General features: G+C 67.8%; 20 protein-coding genes and 1 pseudogene. 14 read left to right on the forward strand and 7 right to left on the reverse strand.

The genetic code is table 11. The features are described 5' to 3' along the window. Positions 1–201 precede the first annotated feature (201 nt). The gene (locus QTI45_RS34005; protein ID WP_286657481.1) at positions 202–975 is read right to left on the reverse strand and encodes an exodeoxyribonuclease III; all 774 of its coding nucleotides are present in this window, start codon (positions 973–975) and stop codon (positions 202–204) included. A gap of 477 nt (positions 976–1,452) precedes the next feature. Here QTI45_RS34005 and QTI45_RS34010 point away from each other — a divergent pair, with 477 nt between their 5' ends. Next, positions 1,453–1,818: a hypothetical protein gene (locus tag QTI45_RS34010; RefSeq protein WP_286657482.1), complete on the forward strand. Its 366-nt coding sequence runs from the start codon at positions 1,453–1,455 to the stop codon at positions 1,816–1,818. 24 nt (positions 1,819–1,842) lie between these two features. After that, on the forward strand, positions 1,843–2,772 hold the full coding sequence (gene ku / locus QTI45_RS34015; protein WP_286657483.1) for a non-homologous end joining protein Ku: 930 nt from the start codon (positions 1,843–1,845) through the stop codon (positions 2,770–2,772). A gap of 132 nt (positions 2,773–2,904) precedes the next feature. On the opposite strand, the gene QTI45_RS34020 is transcribed toward ku, so the two are convergent. Then, the gene (locus QTI45_RS34020) at positions 2,905–4,008 is read right to left on the reverse strand and encodes a glycosyltransferase (protein WP_286657484.1); all 1,104 of its coding nucleotides are present in this window, start codon (positions 4,006–4,008) and stop codon (positions 2,905–2,907) included. An 861-nt stretch (positions 4,009–4,869) separates the two neighbouring features. Between QTI45_RS34020 and QTI45_RS34025 the strand changes: the two genes are divergently transcribed. Next, positions 4,870–5,130 (forward strand): hypothetical protein, encoded by a 261-nt coding sequence (locus QTI45_RS34025; RefSeq protein ID WP_286657485.1) that lies wholly within the window; start codon positions 4,870–4,872, stop codon positions 5,128–5,130. Positions 5,131–5,175: 45 nt separating this feature from the next. After that, positions 5,176–5,841 (forward strand): HAD family hydrolase, encoded by a 666-nt coding sequence (locus tag QTI45_RS34030; RefSeq protein ID WP_286657486.1) that lies wholly within the window; start codon positions 5,176–5,178, stop codon positions 5,839–5,841. A 176-nt stretch (positions 5,842–6,017) separates the two neighbouring features. Here the strand turns inward: QTI45_RS34030 and QTI45_RS35575 are convergent. Beyond that, positions 6,018–6,207, reverse strand: a pseudogene (locus tag QTI45_RS35575) (IS30 family transposase); the annotation flags it as partial. Between the two features lie 556 nt (positions 6,208–6,763). On the opposite strand from QTI45_RS35575, the gene QTI45_RS34035 reads away from it, so the two are divergent. Beyond that, positions 6,764–7,552 carry a CPBP family intramembrane glutamic endopeptidase gene (locus QTI45_RS34035; RefSeq protein WP_286657487.1) on the forward strand — a complete coding sequence of 263 codons (789 nt, stop codon included), beginning with the start codon at positions 6,764–6,766 and terminating at the stop codon, positions 7,550–7,552. A gap of 627 nt (positions 7,553–8,179) precedes the next feature. Here the strand turns inward: QTI45_RS34035 and QTI45_RS34045 are convergent. Continuing rightward, positions 8,180–8,362: a DUF3606 domain-containing protein gene (locus QTI45_RS34045; RefSeq protein ID WP_286373700.1), complete on the reverse strand. Its 183-nt coding sequence runs from the start codon at positions 8,360–8,362 to the stop codon at positions 8,180–8,182. 435 nt (positions 8,363–8,797) lie between these two features. On the opposite strand from QTI45_RS34045, the gene QTI45_RS34050 reads away from it, so the two are divergent. From QTI45_RS34050 to QTI45_RS34070, 5 genes are all read left to right on the forward strand, one after another. Next, the gene (locus QTI45_RS34050; RefSeq protein ID WP_286657488.1) at positions 8,798–9,430 is read left to right on the forward strand and encodes a hypothetical protein; all 633 of its coding nucleotides are present in this window, start codon (positions 8,798–8,800) and stop codon (positions 9,428–9,430) included. Between the two features lie 127 nt (positions 9,431–9,557). Further along, a complete protein-coding gene (locus tag QTI45_RS34055; RefSeq protein WP_286657489.1) occupies positions 9,558–9,731 on the forward strand; it encodes a hypothetical protein in 174 nt (57 codons plus the stop codon). 17 nt (positions 9,732–9,748) lie between these two features. After that, positions 9,749–10,381 (forward strand): DUF4124 domain-containing protein, encoded by a 633-nt coding sequence (locus QTI45_RS34060; RefSeq protein ID WP_286657490.1) that lies wholly within the window; start codon positions 9,749–9,751, stop codon positions 10,379–10,381. 1,209 nt (positions 10,382–11,590) lie between these two features. Next, positions 11,591–12,676: an ArdC family protein gene (locus QTI45_RS34065; RefSeq protein WP_286657491.1), complete on the forward strand. Its 1,086-nt coding sequence runs from the start codon at positions 11,591–11,593 to the stop codon at positions 12,674–12,676. An 825-nt stretch (positions 12,677–13,501) separates the two neighbouring features. Then, complete coding sequence (locus QTI45_RS34070) at positions 13,502–14,095, forward strand: JAB domain-containing protein (protein WP_444813341.1); 594 nt, start codon at positions 13,502–13,504, stop codon at positions 14,093–14,095. Positions 14,096–14,113: 18 nt separating this feature from the next. Here the strand turns inward: QTI45_RS34070 and QTI45_RS34075 are convergent, their stop codons facing one another. Further along, positions 14,114–14,323: a hypothetical protein gene (locus QTI45_RS34075; protein WP_286373695.1), complete on the reverse strand. Its 210-nt coding sequence runs from the start codon at positions 14,321–14,323 to the stop codon at positions 14,114–14,116. Positions 14,324–14,749: 426 nt separating this feature from the next. On the opposite strand from QTI45_RS34075, the gene QTI45_RS34080 reads away from it, so the two are divergent. Continuing rightward, complete coding sequence (locus tag QTI45_RS34080) at positions 14,750–15,097, forward strand: DUF2958 domain-containing protein (RefSeq protein WP_286373694.1); 348 nt, start codon at positions 14,750–14,752, stop codon at positions 15,095–15,097. 88 nt (positions 15,098–15,185) lie between these two features. Here QTI45_RS34080 and QTI45_RS34085 read toward each other — a convergent pair whose 3' ends face one another. Beyond that, positions 15,186–15,449: a hypothetical protein gene (locus QTI45_RS34085; protein WP_286373693.1), complete on the reverse strand. Its 264-nt coding sequence runs from the start codon at positions 15,447–15,449 to the stop codon at positions 15,186–15,188. 624 nt (positions 15,450–16,073) lie between these two features. Here QTI45_RS34085 and QTI45_RS34090 point away from each other — a divergent pair. From QTI45_RS34090 to QTI45_RS34100, 3 genes are all read left to right on the forward strand, one after another. Then, a complete protein-coding gene (locus QTI45_RS34090; RefSeq protein ID WP_286657492.1) occupies positions 16,074–18,113 on the forward strand; it encodes a ParB/RepB/Spo0J family partition protein in 2,040 nt (679 codons plus the stop codon). Positions 18,114–18,220: 107 nt separating this feature from the next. Continuing rightward, positions 18,221–18,493 (forward strand): hypothetical protein, encoded by a 273-nt coding sequence (locus QTI45_RS34095; protein WP_286373691.1) that lies wholly within the window; start codon positions 18,221–18,223, stop codon positions 18,491–18,493. Then, a complete protein-coding gene (locus QTI45_RS34100) occupies positions 18,468–18,740 on the forward strand; it encodes a hypothetical protein (protein ID WP_286657493.1) in 273 nt (90 codons plus the stop codon). Before QTI45_RS34095 ends, QTI45_RS34100 begins: the two co-directional genes overlap by 26 nt. Before the next feature lie 273 nt (positions 18,741–19,013). Here QTI45_RS34100 and QTI45_RS34105 read toward each other — a convergent pair whose 3' ends face one another. Continuing rightward, entirely contained in the window at positions 19,014–19,568 is a 555-nt protein-coding gene (locus QTI45_RS34105; protein WP_286373689.1) for a hypothetical protein, read from the reverse strand. Positions 19,569–20,992 lie beyond the last annotated feature (1,424 nt).

Below are 20,992 nucleotides of genomic sequence, written 5' to 3' on the forward strand. Positions count from 1 at the left end.
CGGGGGCTGGTCCGCGCCGGGACGTCAACAGTCGCTGCTGGCGCTGCTCGCGGTCGCGAAGCGGCGGCCGCAGGGCCGCCGCGTGCACGCGAGGGTGCCGCGGGACGGTCCATGGCGGGGCGAAGCAGCCGAGGGCGCGGACCCGAGGCGCGAGCCGCAGCGACTTGAGCGCTTCACCCGCAGGCGGGCCGTCCGAGCGACTCAGTCTTCCAGGTCGACCCAGGCGGGGGCGTGGTCGCTCGCGCCCTCCATGCCGCGCACGGCGCGATCGACCCCGGCGCCACGCATGCGCGAGGCTGTGGACGGATTGAGCAGCAGGTGGTCGATGCGCATGCCGGCGTCTCGCGGCCACCTGTTGCGCAGGTAGCTCCAGAACGTGTAGAGCGACTTGTCGGGTGACTGCCGGCTCAGCGCATCCGTCCAGCCGGCGTCGAGAAGCTGCTGGTAGGCCGCCCGGGGCTCGGGCTGCAAAAGCGCGTTGTCCTTGAAGGAACGGGTCGCATAGATGTCCGCATCGGTCGGCACCACGTTGAAGTCGCCTGCCAGCACGACCGGGTGGCCCGTTGCGAGGAGCGAGGCCGCATGCCGGTTGAAGCGTTCGAACCACTGCATCTTGTAGGCGAACTTGGGACCGGGCTGCGGGTTGCCATTGGGCATGTAGCAGCAGCCGATGACGATGCCGTCGACCGCCGCCTCGAGATACCGGGCCTGTCGATCGGCGGAATCGCCGGGGAGACTGCGACGAATCTCGAGCGGTGGATCGCCCTTGGCCAGGATGGCGACGCCGTTCCATGCCTTCTGACCGACGACCAGGGCCTCATAGCCGGCAGAGCGCAGCTGTTCGCGAGGAAACTCGGAGGCGAAACATTTCAACTCCTGCAAACACACCACATCCGGCGCCGTCACGTCGAGCCATGCCAGCAACGGCCCGATGCGCTTGCGCACATCGTCGATGTTGTAGGTTGCAACTCGCATGGGTGCCCGTCATCCTGGCTGGTGCCGGCCCGGTGCGCGCGCCCGAGCGGCGTCGTCTGCCGTGAGGGCCTGCCACGTGTCGCCGGCCCGCGGCACCAGCCGCCTTGCGGACGGCAGCGCCCTGGGTCGCCTGACCGGGATCCTGGCGCCCGCGGGCGGGTGCCCGGCTCCCCGCTCGACGTGCGTATGAGGGGACTTGCTCATGGCACCAGCATGACAGGTGCCTGGCGCCGTGGCGTAGGCGACGACCCCGATCGCTCCGCCCCTCGTGTCATCGGCAGCCCCCGACGACGCGCTCAAGCAGAACCTTGTCGATCAGCCGGCAGCCGTTGCAGCCATCGGGCGAGGGGCGAGGTGCAAGGCACGGTCCAGCCCGCCATGGGCGGCGGCCTCTGCTGACTGTCATGAAGGTTGACAGGGACTGCCGCCAATGGCCTACGCAGGAGGCGGCGAGTTCGGCCGAGGCTGCGTCCACACATGCCACACCCCTCCTCACTCCCGTTGCGCAGGCTGGCGGTCCACGTCGAGGAGGCGCGTGCTGGCGCTTTTCGCTGGGTCCTCAGCGAGCTCGACGACTCCGACGCGCTCGTGACGCTGCAACGTGCGGGAACGGCCGCCGGGACCTACCACGCCGCCATGGCCCAGGGACTGCGCGCGCTCGAGGCGCTCATCGACGACCTCGACATCGGCCCGCGCCTCGAAGACGTGGCAGATTCAGATTCACAGGCCGCAGCCGACGCGTTGCCGGCCGATGCGGAGAGGGACGCGGCCGTGCCGCAGCGCCCGAAGCCGAGCTCCCCCAGCGGTCGCCGATCCGCGTTCGGCTTCGGATTGCCCTCCTGATTTCACACTCAAGGAACGATACCCATGGCCACTGGCAGCAGAACCCTCTGGAAGGGCGCCATCACCTTCGGACTGGTGCACATCCCGGTGGGGCTTCATACGGCGACCACCGAGCAGGGCGTGGACTTCGACTGGCTCGACAAGCGCAGCATGGACCCCGTGGGCTACAAGCGGATCAACAAGAAGACGGGCAAGGAGATCACCAAGGAGAACATCGTCAAAGGGGTCGCGTACGAAGACGGCAAGTACGTGATCATCTCGCCCGAGGAGATCGAAGCCGTTTATCCGCGCACCACGCAGACGATCGAGATTCAGCGCTTCATCGAAGCAAACGAGATCCCTTTCGTCTACCTTGAGCGTCCCTACTACGTGGCCCCGATCAACAAGGGTCAAAAGGTCTATGCGCTTCTGCGCGAGGCGCTTGTCAAGACCGGCAAGGTCGGTCTGGCGAAGGTGGTCATCGCCACCAAGCAACACCTTGCCGTTCTGGTCCCCTCGGGCCAGGCGCTCGTGTTGAACCTGCTGCGCTGGGGCGACGAGGTGAAATCACTGGCCGATCTGGACCTGCCCGCCGACGGGATCAAGGGTGCGAAAATCACCCCCGCGGAGATGAAGATGGCCGAGCAGCTGGTCGACGAGATGACCGGTCGCTGGGAGCCCACGGACTTCAAGGACGAGTTCAAGCACGCGGTGATGAAGATCGTCGACCAGAAAGTCAAGGCGGGCGACACGGAGACCGTGATCCAGCCGGAGGAGGAGGCACCGCAGGAGAACGCGAACGTGATCGACCTCACGGCGCTGCTGCAGCGCAGCCTCAAGGGTGGGAAGTCCGGCAGCGAGAAGGGCGCAAGGAACGCCGAAGGCGCCACCGCACCCCAGGGAAAGGCCAAGCCCCATTCGGGCACGAAGACAGCCGCCAAGGCCGCAGGGAAAAGGTCGCGCAAAGCGGCCTGATACGGGTGGAGCCTCCCCGCAGTTGACTGTGAGGGTACAGGTCGACCGCTGCTGCTGCATCCGCGCCCGAGGGAAGGGAGCGCCCTGCGTCCGATCCCGGCGCCGGGGAGCGTTCAATGCCGCCGCGACCACTCAATGGCCAGGTCGAAGCCTCCCGGCGCCGTGCGCCGAAATCGTGGACTCGATCGCCCGCCGGATGCGGCGAAACACCGCGCGGCTGTCAAAATCCTTGACCGATGCGCGCACTTCCTTGCGCGGCGGCAAGAGCGCAGGTTGAGCGACCACCATCTGAAGCCTTTCGGTCAGCGCCGAGCCATTGCCCAGTGGGACCAGCCAGCCGTTCTTTCCCGATCGGATGATTTCCGACGGACCCGACGAACAGTCCGTGCTGATGCAGGGGATGCCGTGCGCCATCGCCTCGATCAACACCATCGGGAAACCCTCATAGGCCGAGCACAGGACGAGCACATCCACCTGCCCCAGCGCCTCCCAGGGCTTCTCGCGCCATCCCAGCCACTCGATCCGCCGCGCAATGCCGAGCTCGGCTGCCAGGGCGCCAAGTTGCTCGTCATCGTCGCGGCGAAAGCCGGTTCCGGCGATCTGGAGGCGCCAGTCTCCCTCCACACGTGCGAGCGCACGCAGAAGGTCGTCGGTCCTTTTTTGTCCGCCCATCATGGCGCGGCCGACATAGGCAATGCGCAGCGGGCCCTGCTGCGAGCGTTCGCAGAGTTCGACGGCCGCCATGGGCGTGCCGTTGTGGACCAGATGGACGCTCTCGCGGCGCACCCCGGGCAGCGCCGCCGTCGCCTGCGCGATCTCGCTGCTGATGCACAGATGGCTTTGCGCATGCCGTAGCAGACTCGTTCTCTGCTTGAGCGCGTTGGAGAAATGGAGCCATGCCACGACGGGACGCCGCAGACCCGTGAGCGCCAGCGCGACCTTGACCAACGCGATGGTGGAACTGTAGATCACGACCACGGCGTCCGGTGCTCGGGACCGGCAGGCTCGGGCGATCGCCGGGATACCGCGAAGGGCCTGCCACTTGAGCGAGGGCGAGCCATCTTCGAGTTCCGTGTAGTCCAGGCCCTCGTGCCACCTTCCATCGGCGGTGCTCGCGCACAGCGCGAGCACCCGCACGAGATCTCCGTTGGAACAGGCCTCTTGGGCCAACGAGCGGATGCAGGTCTCGATGCCGCCCCGACCTGTCAGCGTACCAACGACGATAAGAATTTCCATGAAAGCGGGCGAATAGGGGGCGATGCGATGGCGGCCCGAAGCCGGGCCGGATGGTCTGCGCAGCGACCCTGCTGTGTGGCGCCCCTCCGAGTGAAGCACCAGTTTGTCGTCTGCGCCCTTGCGCCCCATCGGAGCGGCGCGCAGGAGGCTGTAGGCGAGAAGCCCTTTGTCTTGCTGTCCGCGTGGTGCAACCGAGGCAGATGATGCGAATGATTCCCGTGACGACGATCGATGCCTGTTGGGGGAGGGGCGGGCGGCGGGCGCGTGTCTCCCGCTGCCCGACGCGCAGCGGCAAGGCGGCAGTTGGTGCATCTCCGCCGAAGCGGCAGCCTTGCTCTTCTCGTCGTGACCGGTGATCCATATCCGCAGCCGTGTGCGCGCTTCGTGTCACGACTCGCGCAAGGCCGCGATGGCCTGCTGCGTCGGTGGCGAGCCCCCAGCCGCCTTGTGACCGACGCGCGCATCGCTTTTGCCGCGGCGCGCACCGCTTCGGGTCACTTTTCGTGCACGCTGGCGTCGAATTCCAGCCTTTCGCTCTCCGGCCCACTGCGCATGGGGCTGGGTGCAGTGCGGACCCGCAGCGCCACCCGCGACAGACTGCGCGAGGATTGGTGCGAGCGCCCCGGTCGACGTGGACGATGCGCGTTGCCTTCGTCTTCGCTTTGTTGCGGGACCGCGGCCGGGCTTGCGTCGGAAGGATCTGGATCGGCATCGCCGACCCGCCGCCAAGGCCAAGTCTCGGGCATCCGGCTGACAGGCAGGTCGCACCACGCCGGTTAAGGTGCCTCGTCAGCCCCCGCGGAAGCCGACGCCGGCACTGCGACGCTCCCACCTTGCCGCCCCCTTCCAGGAGCAGATCGAATGACCGAAAATTACCGCCGCCTCGCCGTCTTCGTCGACAGCCCGACTGCACACCACTACCTTTGGGTGGTCCTTGAAAGCACGGACGATCCCGCCGTCTGGCTCGACCTCGAGACCGGTGAAGAAACGTTCAGCTCGTGGATCGAAGCGCACGAGGCCGGCAACGAGGCGCTGCTGGCCTACGTCGAGGACGAGATCGTCGGCCCGGTCATCTCCGTCCAGGAAAACGACGAAGACGAGGACGCGGATGACCGTTCCTGATCCTGGCCCGGTCCTTCGCTGGCCGGCCCCGCTTCCGAGGCCCCTGTGCGCATCACGCTGAAGGCCGTCCTGCTCGATGTCGATGGCACGCTGCTCGACAGCAATGACGCGCATGCGCGCAGCTGGGTCGAGGTGTTGCAGCGCCACGGCCACGATTGCACCTATGCCCAGGTTCGGCCGCTCATCGGCAAGGGCGGCGACAAGCTGCTGCCCGAACTTACCGGGATCCAACAAGATCACCCCACCCATGCAGCGATCCTGGAGGAACGCACCGCGCTGTTCGTGGAGCGCTATCTGCCGACCCTGAGGCCTACGCACGGCGCGCGGACGCTGCTTGAGCGCCTGCGAGGCGAAGGCTTGCAGCTGATCGTGGCGACGTCGGCGGGCGACGAGCTGGACGTGTTGCTTCAACAGGCCGGTGTTGCCGATCTCATCGAGCACGCGGCGACTTCGGAGGACGCCAAGCACTCGAAGCCCGATCCCGACATCGTCGACGCGGCGCTCAGAAAGACCGGCGCGCAGGCGCGGCATGTGGTCATGCTCGGCGACACGCCGTACGACATCGAGGCGGCGCGCCGCGCCGGCGTGGCCACCCTCATCGTTCGCTGTGGCGGCTGGTGGAAGGACAGCGACTTTGGCAACGCGATGGGTGTCTACGACGACCCTGCGGCGCTGCTGTCCAAGTGGCCGGAGCCCTGGCTATCTCCGTGAGACGATGCCTGTGCGGTTGCCGCGGTCGCAACCGGCCCGTGATCCCTTCACATGGTGTGCGAGTCTCAATTGTTGAGCGGGGGGCAGGGGCTGACAGCTGGGCCGCAGCGGATGGCGCGCTGTCCCGAACCTGCAGGCCTGCGGCATCCTCCCGCCGGGCCGATCCGGCTGCGGATTCAACCGGTCGATGCAACAAATTCGCTGAGCCTCTCCGCAGAGGCAGGGAAGCCGAGCGTCTTTCGCGGCCTCTCGTTCAATTTCTCGCGACCGCTTTGAGTTGACGATGTGAGAACCTGAGATGTCCGTGCCCTTCAGAATGTGCTGCCTGAGCAATCCATTCCTGTCCTCATGGCTTTCGCGTCGCCATCGATGACACCATGGCGTGATGAGGTTTTGGCGCCCAGAGTCCGACACGAAGGCTGTGAAGCCGCTCTACTTGGCTCAGGTCCTCGGGCTCGAGTTGTCTCGTCCTGCGCCGACGCCCAACGGGTTCGGGGGCCCGACGCCGACACGGTTCAAGTATTCGACCGTCCGTCGCGCAACGTGCTCTGGGAAGGCTGGCAGGCACCGCTCCCAATGCTCGGAGGCTCGTCAAACGATACCTCGCGCAGCGTCCCTTGGGGACACCGCGAAGAAGCGGATTTCGCCGCCGCTTCCGGTTGCGGAGTTGGCGATTGTCGTTGGTCACTTCGAACTCAGACCCGATTTCATCATCGCCATCATCGAAGAAGGCGACCGTCTCTTCACCCAGGCGACCCAACCGGCGCGCGCGAATCGTTGATGCGGTACTCCTGCAGGTCGGATGCTCAACTTGCCATCGTGGTGGGTGCGGGTGGCCGTGCAACGCAGTTGGTACTGCACGCAGGGGCCGCGACCATGTAGCGAGGTGCTTCGACGAAAGGGTACCAACCTGATAGGCTGCATGGTCAGCATCGGACGTCCACCTGGCCGGCCGGTGTTGACTTATGGAAAGGAAATCGAGGGAATGCCGAGCATGTCGGGTGACGCGAGGCTGACAGCTGGATTCAAGGAACAGTACTCGCCCTACAGTTCGGAATACTTGCTCAAACGCAGGGCGCTTGGTAGCGAACTGGCAAGCGAAGCGCATGACGCGATTGAGCAGATTTTCAGAGAACGGGGAGAGAATTTTCCGCCCCGTCCGCCATCCTTTGCGCCTGTCGGCGATGGCGCAAGCCCCCGTCTATGGAGAAGAACCAGCGAATGGGTTGGACGCTTCTTGTTCAGGCCGCGGCGTCCCCTTTGGCGATTTTGTTTGGTCGCGGCGCCTCTGGCCCTTGGGCCCTCGCTACTCATCAGCGCTCTCATCATTTTGGCGTTGAAGCTCGCGGGGGTTGACTCGCTGCGCTTGTCGCCGAGCTTTGACCCTCAGTTGACCTGGACCTGGCTCGCAAGACTTGTGCTCATCGGGCCGATCGTTGAGACCTTCGCTCTGGCGGCCGGCCTTTGGTTTCTGCAGCGCTTCGTCAAGCGGCCGATGCGTGTGGCGGTCGTCTCTGCTGTTCTATGGGGGGTCGCGCACGGCCTCGATGGCCCGATTCGGACCTTCGGGACCGGGTGGAGCTTCTTCGTGTTCTCGGCCGCCTACATGTCTTGGAGGCAGCACTCTCGAACCAGTGCGTACTTGGCCGCAGCCATACCCCATAGTTTGGTCAACCTGTGCGTCTTGCTCACCCTTGGCTTGGCAGATTGAAGGTCAGCCACCGCGACTTGACCGATTCGATGACTGGCAGAACGCGTCCAGCACCGACGTACCGATGAAACTCTCGTCCGGTCACAGTGCAGGGGTTCAACCTTGAGACAACTGCATGCGTGGAGAGCGCGTCTACTGGTTTTCGGCGAATCGCTATGGGGGGTTGGGACATGCCGACTCGCTGGCCAGGCTGGGCGGTTCTCATCGCGTACTTCCTCCTGCTCGGCCTCGCCGTCATCGTTCTCCGCCCAGACCGCACTCCAGGCGCGTTTCTCGCGTCCACCGGGGTTCTGAGCCTCGGCCTGCTCGGGATTTGCTGGCTGAAAGGCGAGCCGCCGAAATGGCGCTGGGGATGACCGCGACATGTCGGTCGTGACCGCCTTTCCTCGCGCGTGGCCCACTTCACGGTCACCTGCCTCACCAGGATCGGCCGTTCGAGAGGTGTGCTGAATCCTGGCGACGCGTCTTGGTCGACAACACCCGTCGCCTTTTTCCCCGCCGGGATCCTCTTCACCGTTGCGGTCCGCGCCGGAGCCGGCTTGACCGGCCTTCGGGTTGGCCCTTCACGAACGCCATGAGGTTGGCGGTGTCAGCGGCAAACTTTGGCTTTGCCGACCTCGGACCTGTTCATCCCTTCCTCTCGTGGAGGCAGGCGCGCACCGCATCGGGCGAATCGCCGACGGCGCGCACCGCAAGCCGCAGCTCGGCCTCGGTGCAGCCGAAGGTGAACATCCACGAGCGGACCTCGTGCAGCACGTTCACGTTGATCCGCCGAACGTCGGGCGGGATATCGCTGGTTTCGTCGGTCATGTCAGTGCTCCGTCGGTTCTGTTGTCTATATTGCGCTCGGGCGATCCCACCGACCCGTCCGCAGTCGCTGAAGGCGCGGACGGCGGCCGCCTACGTCTTTGGGTTTGCATCATCGCGCCCGCGCCCGCGCTGCGCAGCCAGCATTGGGCCAAGACCACCCGCGAAACCCGAACCGTCAGCTGCATTCGCAAGGCGCCGAGGCCGAGGGGGCAACCTGCTGTAGCACAGCGACGCGGTGACCGCCGCGCTGGACCGATTCGAGAACCTCGACCTGACCCATACGCAGGTCTTCGCCGTGGCCGGCGAATGGGGAGATCGGCGGGCAGGATCTGAAGGTTCTGCCCGCACACCTAACGAGGTCCGCCCGGTCGATCCCCGCGGCGGCGATGGGGCGCGGCCCGGGACGGTCATTGACCACCGGGTTCGGGGCAGAACATGAACCGCGGGCCGCTGCGCGTGAAGGCACCGCGAAGGAAGGCTGACCTCGCGCCCGAGGGCGATCTGGGCGTGCTTATGGCGCACGCGGATCGGCTGCAGGAAGTACTGGAGGCAACAGGTCAGTGCGACCTGAGCGACGAGCAGAGGCCGGCCGTTCCCGCGCCCGCGACCGATTCAATCGGTGGCAAGTCAATCTGGAGTTCGGGCAGCGTGACGTTGTGCGGCTGCCCAAGCCGTCTCCAAGCCCGGGTCGGGCGCGCGGAGCCCGAGAACGCCGAGGCGCCCCGCCGCTCGGCACCGAGGTGGAGGGCTTGCAGGCGGGGCCACGGGGGCGCCCGGGCGCGCGATTGGCGCATCCCGGTGGCGGTCGAGGTGGTCGGCGAACTGCCCAGAGAAGCGATTGCAGCGCTTCGCCTACAGCGCGTGCGAAAAAACGGGCCCAGACTGAAACGCCGAAGCAACCGCTCGGATTGCGCCCTGGAGGATCCGATGGAACTCTCGCCCCTGTTTATCGGCGTGTTCGGCAGTAAGTGGCTCGACGACTTCCTGTTCGGGTCGGTTGCGTTTGCCGTGTTTGTGGCCACCGTCCTTGCCGTCAGCGCGCTCGATGTGGCGGAGCAGGAAGCCTGAAGCCCTGACGCGAGGCCCCGGACGTCCGCAGCCTCCGGCTGACCTCTGGGAGGAGGACTCCCACGCGGCAGGAGGAAAGCTGCGTAAAGTCGAAACAAAAGTAGTACATATAACTACAATGGGTTACATGGATGAAATGCAATACGACGCGGGCTGGTGGGCCCAGCCACCGCCGCGGCCGTTCCCTTCGCTTCGTTCCGAGGCGCCGCCCGTGGGGCTGCGCATCTGGCGGAACGTCGCGCTGGTCGTCTCCCTGACCATCGCCCTTGCCTGGACCTTGAAGGTGGCGGTGGGGCTGTGAGGAATCCGGCCCGAGCGATGGCCCTCGCGCTGGTTTCCGGCCTTCTTCTGGGGGCCGTGACCCCGGCGGCGCAGGCCCAGTCGATGCCCGGCCTCTATGCCTGCAAGGACAGCCGCGGACGCTCGCTCAGTTCCGACCGCCCCATCGCGGAATGCGCGGACCGGCAACAGCTCGCATTGCGGCAGTCGTGTGGTGTGCTGCGCACAGTCGGCCCAAGCTATTCGGAACTTGACCAGGCGGCTCGCGAGCACCAGCTGCAACAAGCGGACAGGGCGGCGGCGCAACGCGCGGGCGAGCGCCGGAGAGAGCGTGCGCTGCTCGCCCGCTACCCGAACTCGCGGTTGCATGACCAGGAGCGCGCCGATGCGCTGGCGCAGCTCGACCAAGCGACCCATCTGGCGCGCAACTACCTCGCGGCGCTCAATCGCGAGCGCCGGCAACTCGACGAGGAGTTGCAGTTCTTTCGCGGCGATCGCGCGAAAGCCCCCGCAGTCCTGTCTCGAAAGTTCGACGAGAACGAAGAGAACGTCCGGGCCCAAACCCGCTTCATCCAATCGAGAGAAGAGGACCAACAGCGCCTCGCGCAGCGTTTTGCCAGCGAACGCGCGCAACTTGAACCGCTCTGGCGGGCCTCATCGGCGAGCCGCTGAAACGGCGGACACTCCGCCGCGCTCAAGCCGTGAGCGCGGGGCAGGCGTTGGTGTCGATGTACGCCGGCCTGAATGCCTCGCCGCATTGGCTCTGCCGGCCCGAGGCCACCACGGCCTTTGCTCAAATGGTGAGCAGCAAAGGGCCCGAATGGCATAAATCGGCGCCAACCACTGCGCGCACGCTTCCAGGCACGCTACGGTTTCGGTATGCCAAGGATCCTGGCAAGGAAGGTGTTGCGCAAGAACTCATCTGTGATCTCTGAAGCCACTGTCACCAACGCCGAAGGGGCGTCGGCCCACGCGGCGTCGGCATGCGGGCCGCCTGCTGCTGTCCATGCCTCGTACAGAGTCAAGCCGATGCGATTTGTCCGCTCCCCCTGGCGGCGCATCGCCGCCCCGGGGTCGTGTCGATTCAGGCGCGGCTCGTGCCAGCGGCTGGTTGACCACTCGCGTGGCCCGGGCCCAGCGGCGCGCAAGTAACGTGCGGGCCCATCCGCGAGCGCCTTCAGCCCGTGCGACATGCATCGTGCTCGCCCTCCAGGCGAGTGCGCGGTCGAAACCCGCCGCCGCCGCATCCCAGTTCCCCAAGGCTGACTCCGTTTCGCGCAACTTCATTGGCGCACCGCACACGCGCCAGGGCGACTTCACCTCGAGGCACATCTTCGACGCGGTCTGCGCGTGAAGCTGCGCCTCGCGTGTGGCGGGGATGTGCACGCAGACGGGGTGTCCAGCGAATCACCGCGCGGGTCCGTCGTGCGGCTGGGTGCTCGCAGCGTCCAGCGGCGCGACACGGTGTTCCCGTCAGTCGCCACCCGTTCACCCCTGGCCCTTTCGTGGCGCGCTGCGCGCGCTCCTGATCAGGCCGCGCCGCGCACGACCATGGCCGATGTCCGGGGGATCCTCCGCGTTGCCAAGACAGACGAAGCGCGGCCCGCGGCCGCGGCGCTCTCGGGACGTGACCGCCTGGCCCAGCGGCCCGCCGCGGGGCATCTGCTTTCAAGCCACCTCTTGATCGACGCATAGCTCGCACGGTCCGCCGTCCAGAGCTTCGGGCTGGCGCCACCGTCCTCACCCGGTCCTCGCTTCGCTCGGCTGCGGCCTCCGGGCGGTCTCAGGACCGCGGCCCTTTCCGCTCGCTCCTCATGCGTCGAGGCGGCTCCGAAAGCAGATGTTCAACCCCCGCGGCCCATGCCGCAGAAAGGCCCAGCCATGCGCGCACTTTCATCCTCCCGTCAGCGCAACGCCCGCACCCCAACCGCCACGGGCGTTCCCCCCGTACCCCCCGAGGACTCACCGCAAGCAGGTGCTCCTGCAATCACGGATGCGGGAGATCGGCGCGGCGCTCGATCGGACGTCCGGCAATCGATCACCGACCGCATCATCGCCATGCTCGAGAAGGGCGGGAACGTCTTTCGGCAGCGCTGGACCCGCGCCGCTTCGCGCGGTGTGCCGCGCAATGGCAAGACCGGTGCGCCCTACCACGGTGCCAACGTGCTGCTGCTGTGGGACGCGGCGATCGAGCGAGGGTACGCCTCCAATGTCTGGCTCACCTACAAGCAAGCCGCCGGGCTCGGTGCGCAGGTTCGCAGACGCGAGCGGGCCGTGCTGTGCGCGCACTTCGAGCGCATGAGCGGCCAGGCGTCGCCCGGAGTGACCGGAGAGTCGCTGGACGATTCAGAACGGCTCGCATCGGAAGGCCGAACGTCCGCCCGCGGCGAAAGCAGCTTCCTGCGGTGCAGACCGTTCTGGCTCTTCAACGTCGCGCAGATGGACGGCCTGCCGATCGACCCGGCCGCCGAGACGGCCTCTCGCGCATGGACGGATCGCTCGCCGATCGAAGGCGCGATGCGTTTCATTGGCGGATGCGGCGCGACCATCCAGCACGGTTTCGAGCGCGCCGCGTATGCGCCCCATGCGGACAGGATCCTGATGCCCGACATCGACCGCTTCACGAGCCCCGAGGCCTACTGCGCCACGGCCCTGCATGAACTGGTGCACTGGACCGGACACCCCGATCGCCTGGCACGCGCGTTCGGGAAGCGATTCGGCGACGCCGCCTACGCCTTCGAGGAACTCGTGGCCGAGCTTGGCAGCGCCTTCGTGCTCGGTCACATCGGGCTGGTGGACGCGACCATCGAAGGGCATGCGGCCTACCTCGACGCCTGGCTGCAGGTGCTGCGCAACGATCGCACCGCGATCTTCACCGCGGCTCGACTGGCCGGGGAGGCCTACGAACTGATCCTGTCGAGGGCGTTGCCTGAGGCGCCTTCGACACGACCGGGCACGCTCCCATGACGCGGCGTGTGGCGCCGCACGGCGGGGGTCCCCGCGCACGCAACGGTCAGCGCTCAGCGCTCGCCCGTGGCCCGCGAGGCTCGCGCGACCCCGGCCAGGCCGGGCGCTCCACACGGCGCGCACTCGGGTGCCTGCGCTCGGCTTCCTGCGTTCGAGACGGGCACGGGAGGCCAGGGTGCGAAACCGGTCGGGGACGGACGCTGCGCGAAAGCCAAGCGATGCCCAGGGCAGCGAGGACGCCGTGGAACGCGGACAAGCGAGGAGAAACGAGGCGCCGGAAACCGGGGCGGGCGTGGCCTGCTGCTCCCTTCGGGACGCCACGTCGTTCTCGCCATCGCGGTCTGCGCGTCCCCGGGGTCCCTTGCGGCCCGGGACCGTCTTCGACGCTGGAACGTTGCCCTGCGGCGTGCCGCCCACGGTCCCGGGCCATGGGGTCGTCTGTTCGATCGCCTGCCGGCCAAGGGCAGCCGGGCGCCACGCCCGCAGGCGCACGACGCGTGCTTCGATCGGCTGCCCGTCGTCACGCTCTTCGCGCGCGATGCGGGCGCACCTGGCCCGTCGCGAGGGCGGCGGTCGCCGCTCACCGCTGGCGCCGGCGTCGGCGCCGGCGAATGGGCAGGGGGCCTTCGTGTGCCCTGGGGAGGGTGGGGTGGGCTTGCCTGTGAGGCCTGACGCTACCTCGCCGTTCTCGCGTTCAAGGCCCTGCGCGCGCTGCGCGCGCTCGGCGCGTGCCGCGCGCCTGCGGCGACCTTGAGCGCTGCGCTGCGGCAAGGGCGCTGGGGCCACGCAGGCAATCCCGCCTGTGTCGTCTCCCAGGAGTTCACCATGACCGCGTCCACCGACCTGACCGTCCGCCAGCAACGCATCGTCGATGCGCTGCGCCCCTTCTTCGGCGCCGAGGCCGATGCCCTGTACGAAGCCCACGACCGGTCGTTGATGAAGCTCACGTACTTCGCCCGGCAGTCTGGCCTGCCGAACTTCCATCGCCTCGCGACGGGGCTTGCACTGGCGCAGGAGCTGCTGGCGGAGGAACTCACCCAGCGGTCGGTGTTTCACTCGCCGCAAGCCGTCACCGACTTCCTCAAGCTTCACTTCGCGGGCCAGCCGCATGAGAGTTTCGCCCTGATGTACCTCGACGCGCAAAACGGACTCATCGCCTTCGAAGAGCTGTTCCGCGGTACGTTGACGCAAACCAGCGTCTATCCGAGGGAGGTCATGCGGCGCTGCCTGCACCATGAAGCCTCAGGCCTTCTCATTTCGCACAACCACCCGAGCGGCAGCGTCGAGCCGTCGCCCGCGGACGAGCTGTTGACGAAGACCTTGGCCAAGGCGCTCGCGATGATCGACGTCCGGGTCCTCGACCACATCATCGTGGCGGGCGGGCGGTCGCTCTCCTTCGCGCAACGAGGTCTCCTGTGACGCGGGGGCTTCGGCCCGCTATGGCTTGCCAATCCCCGACGCGAGGTGCTCGACATAGAGCGCTGCGACGTCGGCAGACCATTGATCGATCGCCTGCCGGCGCTCCCGCCGCTGCGCCACGCGGGTGTCGCTGGCCTGCGAGTGGCTGGCGTCGTGAACCGACGGGAACTCCGGAACGGTGCGGCCGGCCCGGCGAAGCACGGCTTCCTTCTGGTCGATGGTGAGCATTTCTCAATCTCCTGCTGGCGCGTGCCTTCGGGCAATGGACACCGCCTGTGACGGGCCAGCTCGAAGGTCTTGGCTTGCCTGCATTGGGCGCGGCGCTCGCCCGGGCGCGGTGCGCGGTCCGCGCCATTTGGCGTCGGCGCACGCGGCGGGCGCGTGCAGGCGGATGTCCCGCCTGCCTGAACGAAACCACGGGCGGTGGCAGCGCGTGAGAAGAGAGAAAGACCGGGAGCGGGAGCGAGGGCAGGGTGGGGAGGGCGGGCTTGCTGTTCCCTTCAGGCTGCCACACCGTTCTCGCGTTCAAGGTCGGCGCGCACCGGCGGGTGCGCTGGCGGCCTGCGGCCGTCTTCGAACCTTGAGCGCTGCGCTGCGGTGTGACCGCTGGCGGTCACGGGCCATCCCGCCCGCAACCGTTCAAGGAGAACGACCATGTGCAACTTCCTCTCCGACGCGCAACGCGCCGAACTCGCCGCCCAGGGCCTGCTGGCGCAAGCTACCGCGGACTTCGATCCGTTCCCGCTCGTGAAGCTCTACACGCCGGACGCCGGCGCGACCTGGCTGCTCGGCGCGATCGATCCCCAGGACCCCGATTCGGCCTACGGTCTGTGCGACCTGGGGCTCGGATTCCCCGAGCTCGGATGGGTCAGCCTCGCCGAACTGGCCGAGGTGCGCGGGCTGATGAACCTCCCCATCGCCCAGGATGTGCATTTCCGGGCCACCCAGCGCCTGAGCCGGTATGCGAAGGAGGCCCGGATGGCCGGGCGCATCCAGGCCTGACGGCCTGGCCGCCGGCGATGCCGGCGGCTTCTGCCCTCCCCACCGCCTCGGGGCTGCGGCCTCGCCGCGTGCGCTGGAGCCCGGGCGTTCAAGGACCCCGCGGGCGGTCGGCCGGGTGGCGGGTGGCGCCCATCTGCAGCGATGCCTCGGCCTGGCGCAGGCTGCGCTTCGCACGTTCCAGCGCGTACCGAGCGTAGAGCCGCTCGATCTGCTCTTCCCAGGCCCGAAGGGGTTCGGCCCCTCGGCCCTCGAGGCGGCCATCGGACTGGGCCGTCATCTGCCGCTCGGGGCGCGCCGGCACCGCGGCGCCGGCGCGCCGCAGGATGTGGGCCTTCTGGTCGATGCTGAGCATGGCGGACTGAGGGAGTGTTCGAACTTAGCAAGCGGTATGCCGGAGCGCGCTCGATCGCGCCTCCTTCTTCGGAGGGATGCGGTCTCCCGAGGCTCGCAGCGTCGGGCTGCAAACGGCCCCGGGGTCCCCTGAATCCCGCGGGCGCCCCACCGGCTGCGCCGCTGTCGGGCTGCTCCAGGTTCGCGCCGTCGCGCTCATCCCCTTTCGGGGACGGCGCGCGCCGCCTTGCGCATCCCTGGCGCAGGGACTGCGTCCCTTGAACTTCCCTCGATCAGACCTGCCTGCGGCAGGTAGAGGCGCTCGCCGCGCGGCGGTTCCTGCGCGCGTCGGTCGCCGGCGGGCTGCCGTTTGCCCGAGTCCTTCGCTTTGTCCGGGGAGCTTGCGCGCACGGTGCCGGGCGACTGGCTGCGCCTGCAAGGGGGTGTTCATAACGCTCGCGCGTTACGAATGCTTCCCCCTTGCTCCCCCGTCCCCGCGCGCGCCGCTGTTTCCCCGGGCGAAGAACTCAGGAAAACGGCGGCCAGCACCGGGTCGGCGGCCGATGCGTCCAGGAACCCTCCATCCAAAGGGCTCCGAATCTAGGAACCCGGCATCTCGTCTCTTCATTCATCGAAAGGAACCGTCATGACCGTGATCAACCCCCTCAGCAGCGAGGGCGTGCGTGCGCGCAAGGGCCCCCCGAGAAAGGCCAAGCCGACAAAAGCCGAGCGCGCCACGCACGCCGAAGCCGCAGCGCAGACGCCCCCGCCTGCGCCATGCGACCTGCTCGTGCCCCTGGCGCGGCTGTGTCTCAGCGAGGCCAACGTGCGCAAGGTGCATCCCGCGCAAGGCCTCGCGGAACTCGCCACCCTCATCGATGCGCAAGGGCTGCTGCAGCGCCTGGGCGTCGTCGCGCAAGACGATGGCCGCTACGCCGTGGTGGCCGGCGGCCGGCGGCTGCAGGCGATCCAGATGCTGTCGACGCAAGGCCGGTGGCCCGAGGACAGACCGGTCGAATGCCGGCTCTTCGACGCAGGCCGGGCGGTGCAGGTCTCGTTGGCCGAGAACAGCGGACGCGAAGCCATGCACCCCGCCGACCAGATCGATGCCTTTCGGCGGCTGGTCGAGGACGAGGGCCTCGACGTGTCCCAGGTCGCGGACCGCTTCGGCGTGTCCCCACTGACCGTCCAGCGCCGGCTCCGGCTCGCGCGCCTCGCGCCGCGCTTCATCGACCTCTACCGCGCCGACGAGATCGGCAGCGATCAACTGCAGGCACTGGCCCTCGTCGACGACCCCGCCCTGCAGGAAGCGATCTGGGACGGGCTGCGCCCGCACGACCGCAGTGCCTGGCGCTTGCGCGACGCAATCACCGCCGAGGCCTGCACCGCCGACAGCCGACTCGCCCGCTTCGTCGGTCTCGAGCCCTACGAGGCCGCAGGCGGCGCCGTGCGCCGCGACCTGTTCGCCAGCGCCGAGGATCCGAGCAGCATCTACCTCGACAACCTGCCCCTGCTGCAGACCCTCGCCGCGGACAAGCTGCAGGGCATCGCTGCAGCGCTCCAGGCCGAAGGGTGGTCCTGGGTGGACGGCGCAATCGACCTCGACGGCCAAGCCCTGCGGCGCTGTCTGCGAGAAGCGGAGTCCGAACGCGAACCCACCCCCGAAGAAGCCCTGGCGCTGGAGACCCTCTCTGCACAGCAGCGCGCGCAGACCGCGGCCTACGACCGGCACCAGGACGAAGCGGATCCCGACTCGGACGACTTCGAACGCGTCGAGCAGCAACTCGCCGATGCCATTGATGCGACAGCGGGCGAGTTGTCCACGCTCCACGACGCGTTGCGGACCTGGCTGCCCGCGCAAATGGCCCGCAGCGGCGCCACCGTCAGCCTCGACTACCGGGGCGGCGTGCGCATCGAGCGCGGGCTTGTGCGTCCCTCCGATCGCGCCGGTTCCGAACCGGGCGCCGAGATGCAGACAGACGCGACAGCGTCCGACCCGGCGTCGTCGCCTCGGCCCGAGTTCAGCGAACGCCTGATGCGCGACCTCACGGCCCATCGCACCGCCGCCCTGCAGGCCGCGCTCATGCAGAACCCGCGCGTGGCGCTCGTGACGCTCGTCCATCGCATGGCGGAGACAGTCTTCGGGCTCTACGGCGCGGGCGACGACGTGGTCAAGGTGTCGGTGCGCATCACCGGCGACACCAGCCTGGCGCAGGACGCCAGCGACTACGCAACCAGCCCGGCCGCAACGCTGCTCGCCCAGGCCGAGAGCGCGTGGGGCGACCGCCTGCCAGGCTCTCCGACGCGCTTGTTCCAGTGGCTGCTCGCCCAGCCCGATGCGACGCTGCTCGACCTCCTGGCCTACTGCACCGCCCGAAGCGTCAACGCCATCGCGCCACGCACGCGCCCGGCCGATCACAGCGATGCGCTCGCCGATGCGCTCGGCGTGGACATGGCGGACTGGTGGGTGCCCACGCCCACGACCTACCTCGCGAGCGTCAGCAAGGCCAAGGCGCTGGAAGCCGTCCAGGAAGCGACCGGGCGCGACGCCGCGCAGGCCGTCGCCAAGATGAAGAAGGCCGAATCGGTCGCGTACTGCGCGCGACAACTGGAAGGCACGCGCTGGCTGCCGAGTCCGCTGCGCATTCGCAGCCCCTGGCCTGGAGGACCCGGCGACTTCGAATGAGTCGCTCAGGGCGCGGCCGGCACGGGAGACGCCGATCTCCAGGCCGGCGGCCCGCCACCCACGCGTTCCCTTCTTCCATCTCCCATTCCTTCCTTCAGGAGCTCCTCATGTCCCTCCGAGTCCCCCTCCTCCTGTCGACCGCCGCGCTGACCCTCGCCGGCATTGCCGCGGCCGTGTTCCATTCCGAAGCCGTGCCTCCGACCCGACCGACCGACTTTGCGACCCGGTTCCAGCCGACCCTCGACGCCGAAGCTCACATCGGCACCTTCAAAAGCCTCCCGCCCGTGGATCTGGACGGCCCTGCTTCGCGCGGCCCCTCACCCGCCATGCGGCACACCACCAAGGAACACCGCCATGAGCACCGCCCAGCCCACCCCTGAGCCGGCGGCCTCGGGTGCCGCCGACCTCGCCGCCCTACCCGCGTCGCTGAGTCCGTTCGAGATCCGCTGTCTCTGCCGCCGGACACTCGAGTGCGAGGCGCTGCTGCAACTGGCGGTGCTCGGGATTGAACAGGCCTGCGAGCGGCATGCGCCGGATGCAGAGTTGCGCAAGATCGCGGCGCATCTCGGCGAGGCCGAGCGCCACGCCGAGATGGCGCGTCAACTCGCCTGCCGCCGGGGTGCCTGATGGCCACGAAATCCCTCAAGCCGGTGACGCGGGAGACGTCAGCGATGGTGGGATCGCGCTGCGCGCAAAGGGCCTGCGGTCGGGCGAGCCGGTCGATGCGGCCTGGCGCTACCACGCCGCGGTGAGGCAGCGTGTCGCCTTCGAACGTGCCGAGCGCCGGCGCTCCGGATACGCGGCGAAGCGACAAGCGCGTTGAAGCACGCCCGACGCATCAATCGGGGCCCCGTCCCGCGGCGCGTTCGGCATGCCGAACAGCGCGCGGGACCTCACCCCTCAAGTCTTCCCGGGGAGCAGGCGCGCGAGCCGGCGCCGCGCGTTTGCCGGCGGCGCGTTCCTGATGGCGCCATAGGCCTCGCGCTGCGTTCTCAGCGTCGCGGCCAAGACCGCGACACTTGCGCTGTCGTAGCGCCAGATGCCCGTGACGGCGAAGCTCCCTTTCTCTCCCGCCTGAGGCCTCGGCGTCACGTGCACATCCTGCGCGCCAATGCTGGCCAGGATCTCCGAACGGATGCTGGTCAACAGCGCTTCGCGCCCCTGGAATTCGGGAATGTGCCGACTCAGCTCGATGCCCACCAGATGGATGCCCGGGTGGCGTTCCACGATGAAGTTGACGACTTCGGCCAGGACAAGCCTTGGAAGCGCCCCGACCCGAAAATCCTCGAACCTCATCTGAATGAAGTTCTCGATCAGCACCTCCGCGCCGTCCGGGCTCAGCCTCACGGACTGCACACGACCGATCAAGGACTCGCCATCGTAGACCTCGATCCCGTCGCCCAGCACGTAGTCCCGGCCGCCAATGCCGGTGAGCCGCAGTCCCTGGAACATCATCCCCCCCGATCCATGGATGCAGAGCGGCTGCGACGCCATGCCCGAACGCTTGCGGGCGCGTCCGCAGCGGATTCGGGTGGAGGTTTCGCGGGAGACGACATGCGCGAAGCATAGAGGGCGAAAGCGCGCTTCAGGTCCGCGGCGCGTGTATCCGGGAAAGCCTCCCGTGAAACAGTTCGCGAACAACGCCGATTTGTCCGGAGACCGTGGGGCGACCGCGCCCGTTCGTGTTCGGCAAGCCGAACATTCAATTGGAAGCCGACCCAGTCACTTCGGCGTCCGCACCGATCGCCGCGCCCGTGAACAGGTCGCCACTGCGCCGTGAACTCCGAGGGAGGGGAGGGCTTGCCTCGTCGTCCTCACGAGGCTCCCACCGTTCCGGATACTCCTGACTGCGCTGGCTTGCGAGGACGTTCGCGTCATCGACCAGTTCTTCGTCGCCGGCGCCCGGACGCTGTCCATCGCAGAGCGGGCTGATCTTGCGAACCGGCACGAGACGGTTGACTGCGCGCCCCGTCACCGGAGTTCGGCATGCCGAACTCCGGATGTCGATCGCCCTTCGAACTTCGTGACTTGCTGGCTCCAACCCTCCGGTTGTTCGGCATGTCGAACAGCAGGAGAAATGAGGGGTAGGCGACTGGACTGCGTGCCTGTCTGTCCGGGTGGCTGCATTCGGCACGCTCTCCATGTTCGGCATGCCGAACATCGCGTCGCGTCCACCGGTGAAGGGGAGGATTGCAGCGCAGGAAGGACGACGCACCGGCGGTGTTCGGCATGCCGAACGCTGAATCCCTGAATCGCTTTGAGGCCGGGCACTTCCGACTGCGCTGGCTTGCGTGGACGTTCGCGTCATCGACCACCTGGTCGTTGCCGCCGCCCGGACGCTGTCGATCGCAGAGCGCGGGCTGTCTGGAACGGGCACGAGACGGGAGGACTGTGCGCGCCTCACCGGCGTTCGGCATGCCGAACTCCGGGTGTCGATCGCCCTTCGAACCTCGTGACTTGCTGGCGCCAACCTCCAGCTGTTCGGCATGTCGAACATCAAGAGAAATGAGGGGCAGGCGACGGGACTGCCTGCCTGTCTGTCCGGGTGGTTGCATTCGACACGCTCTCCGTGTTCGGCATGCCGAACATTGCGTCGCGCCACCGGTGATGAGGAGCATTGCAGCGCTGGAAGAACGACGCACCGGCGGTGTTCGGCATGCCGAACGCTGAATCCTTGAATCGCTTTGAGGCCGGGCACTTCCGACTGCGCTGGCTTGCGTGGACGTTCGCGTCATCGACCACCTGGTCGTTGCCGCCGCCCGGACGCTGTCGATCGCAGAGCGCGGGCTGTCTGGAACGGGCACGAGACGGGAGGACTGTGCGCGCCTCACCGGCATTCGGCATGCCGAACTCCGGGTGTCGATCGCCCTTCGAACCTC

The organism is Variovorax saccharolyticus (assembly GCF_030316765.1).
Taxonomy (GTDB): Bacteria; Pseudomonadota; Gammaproteobacteria; order Burkholderiales; family Burkholderiaceae_C; genus Variovorax; species Variovorax saccharolyticus.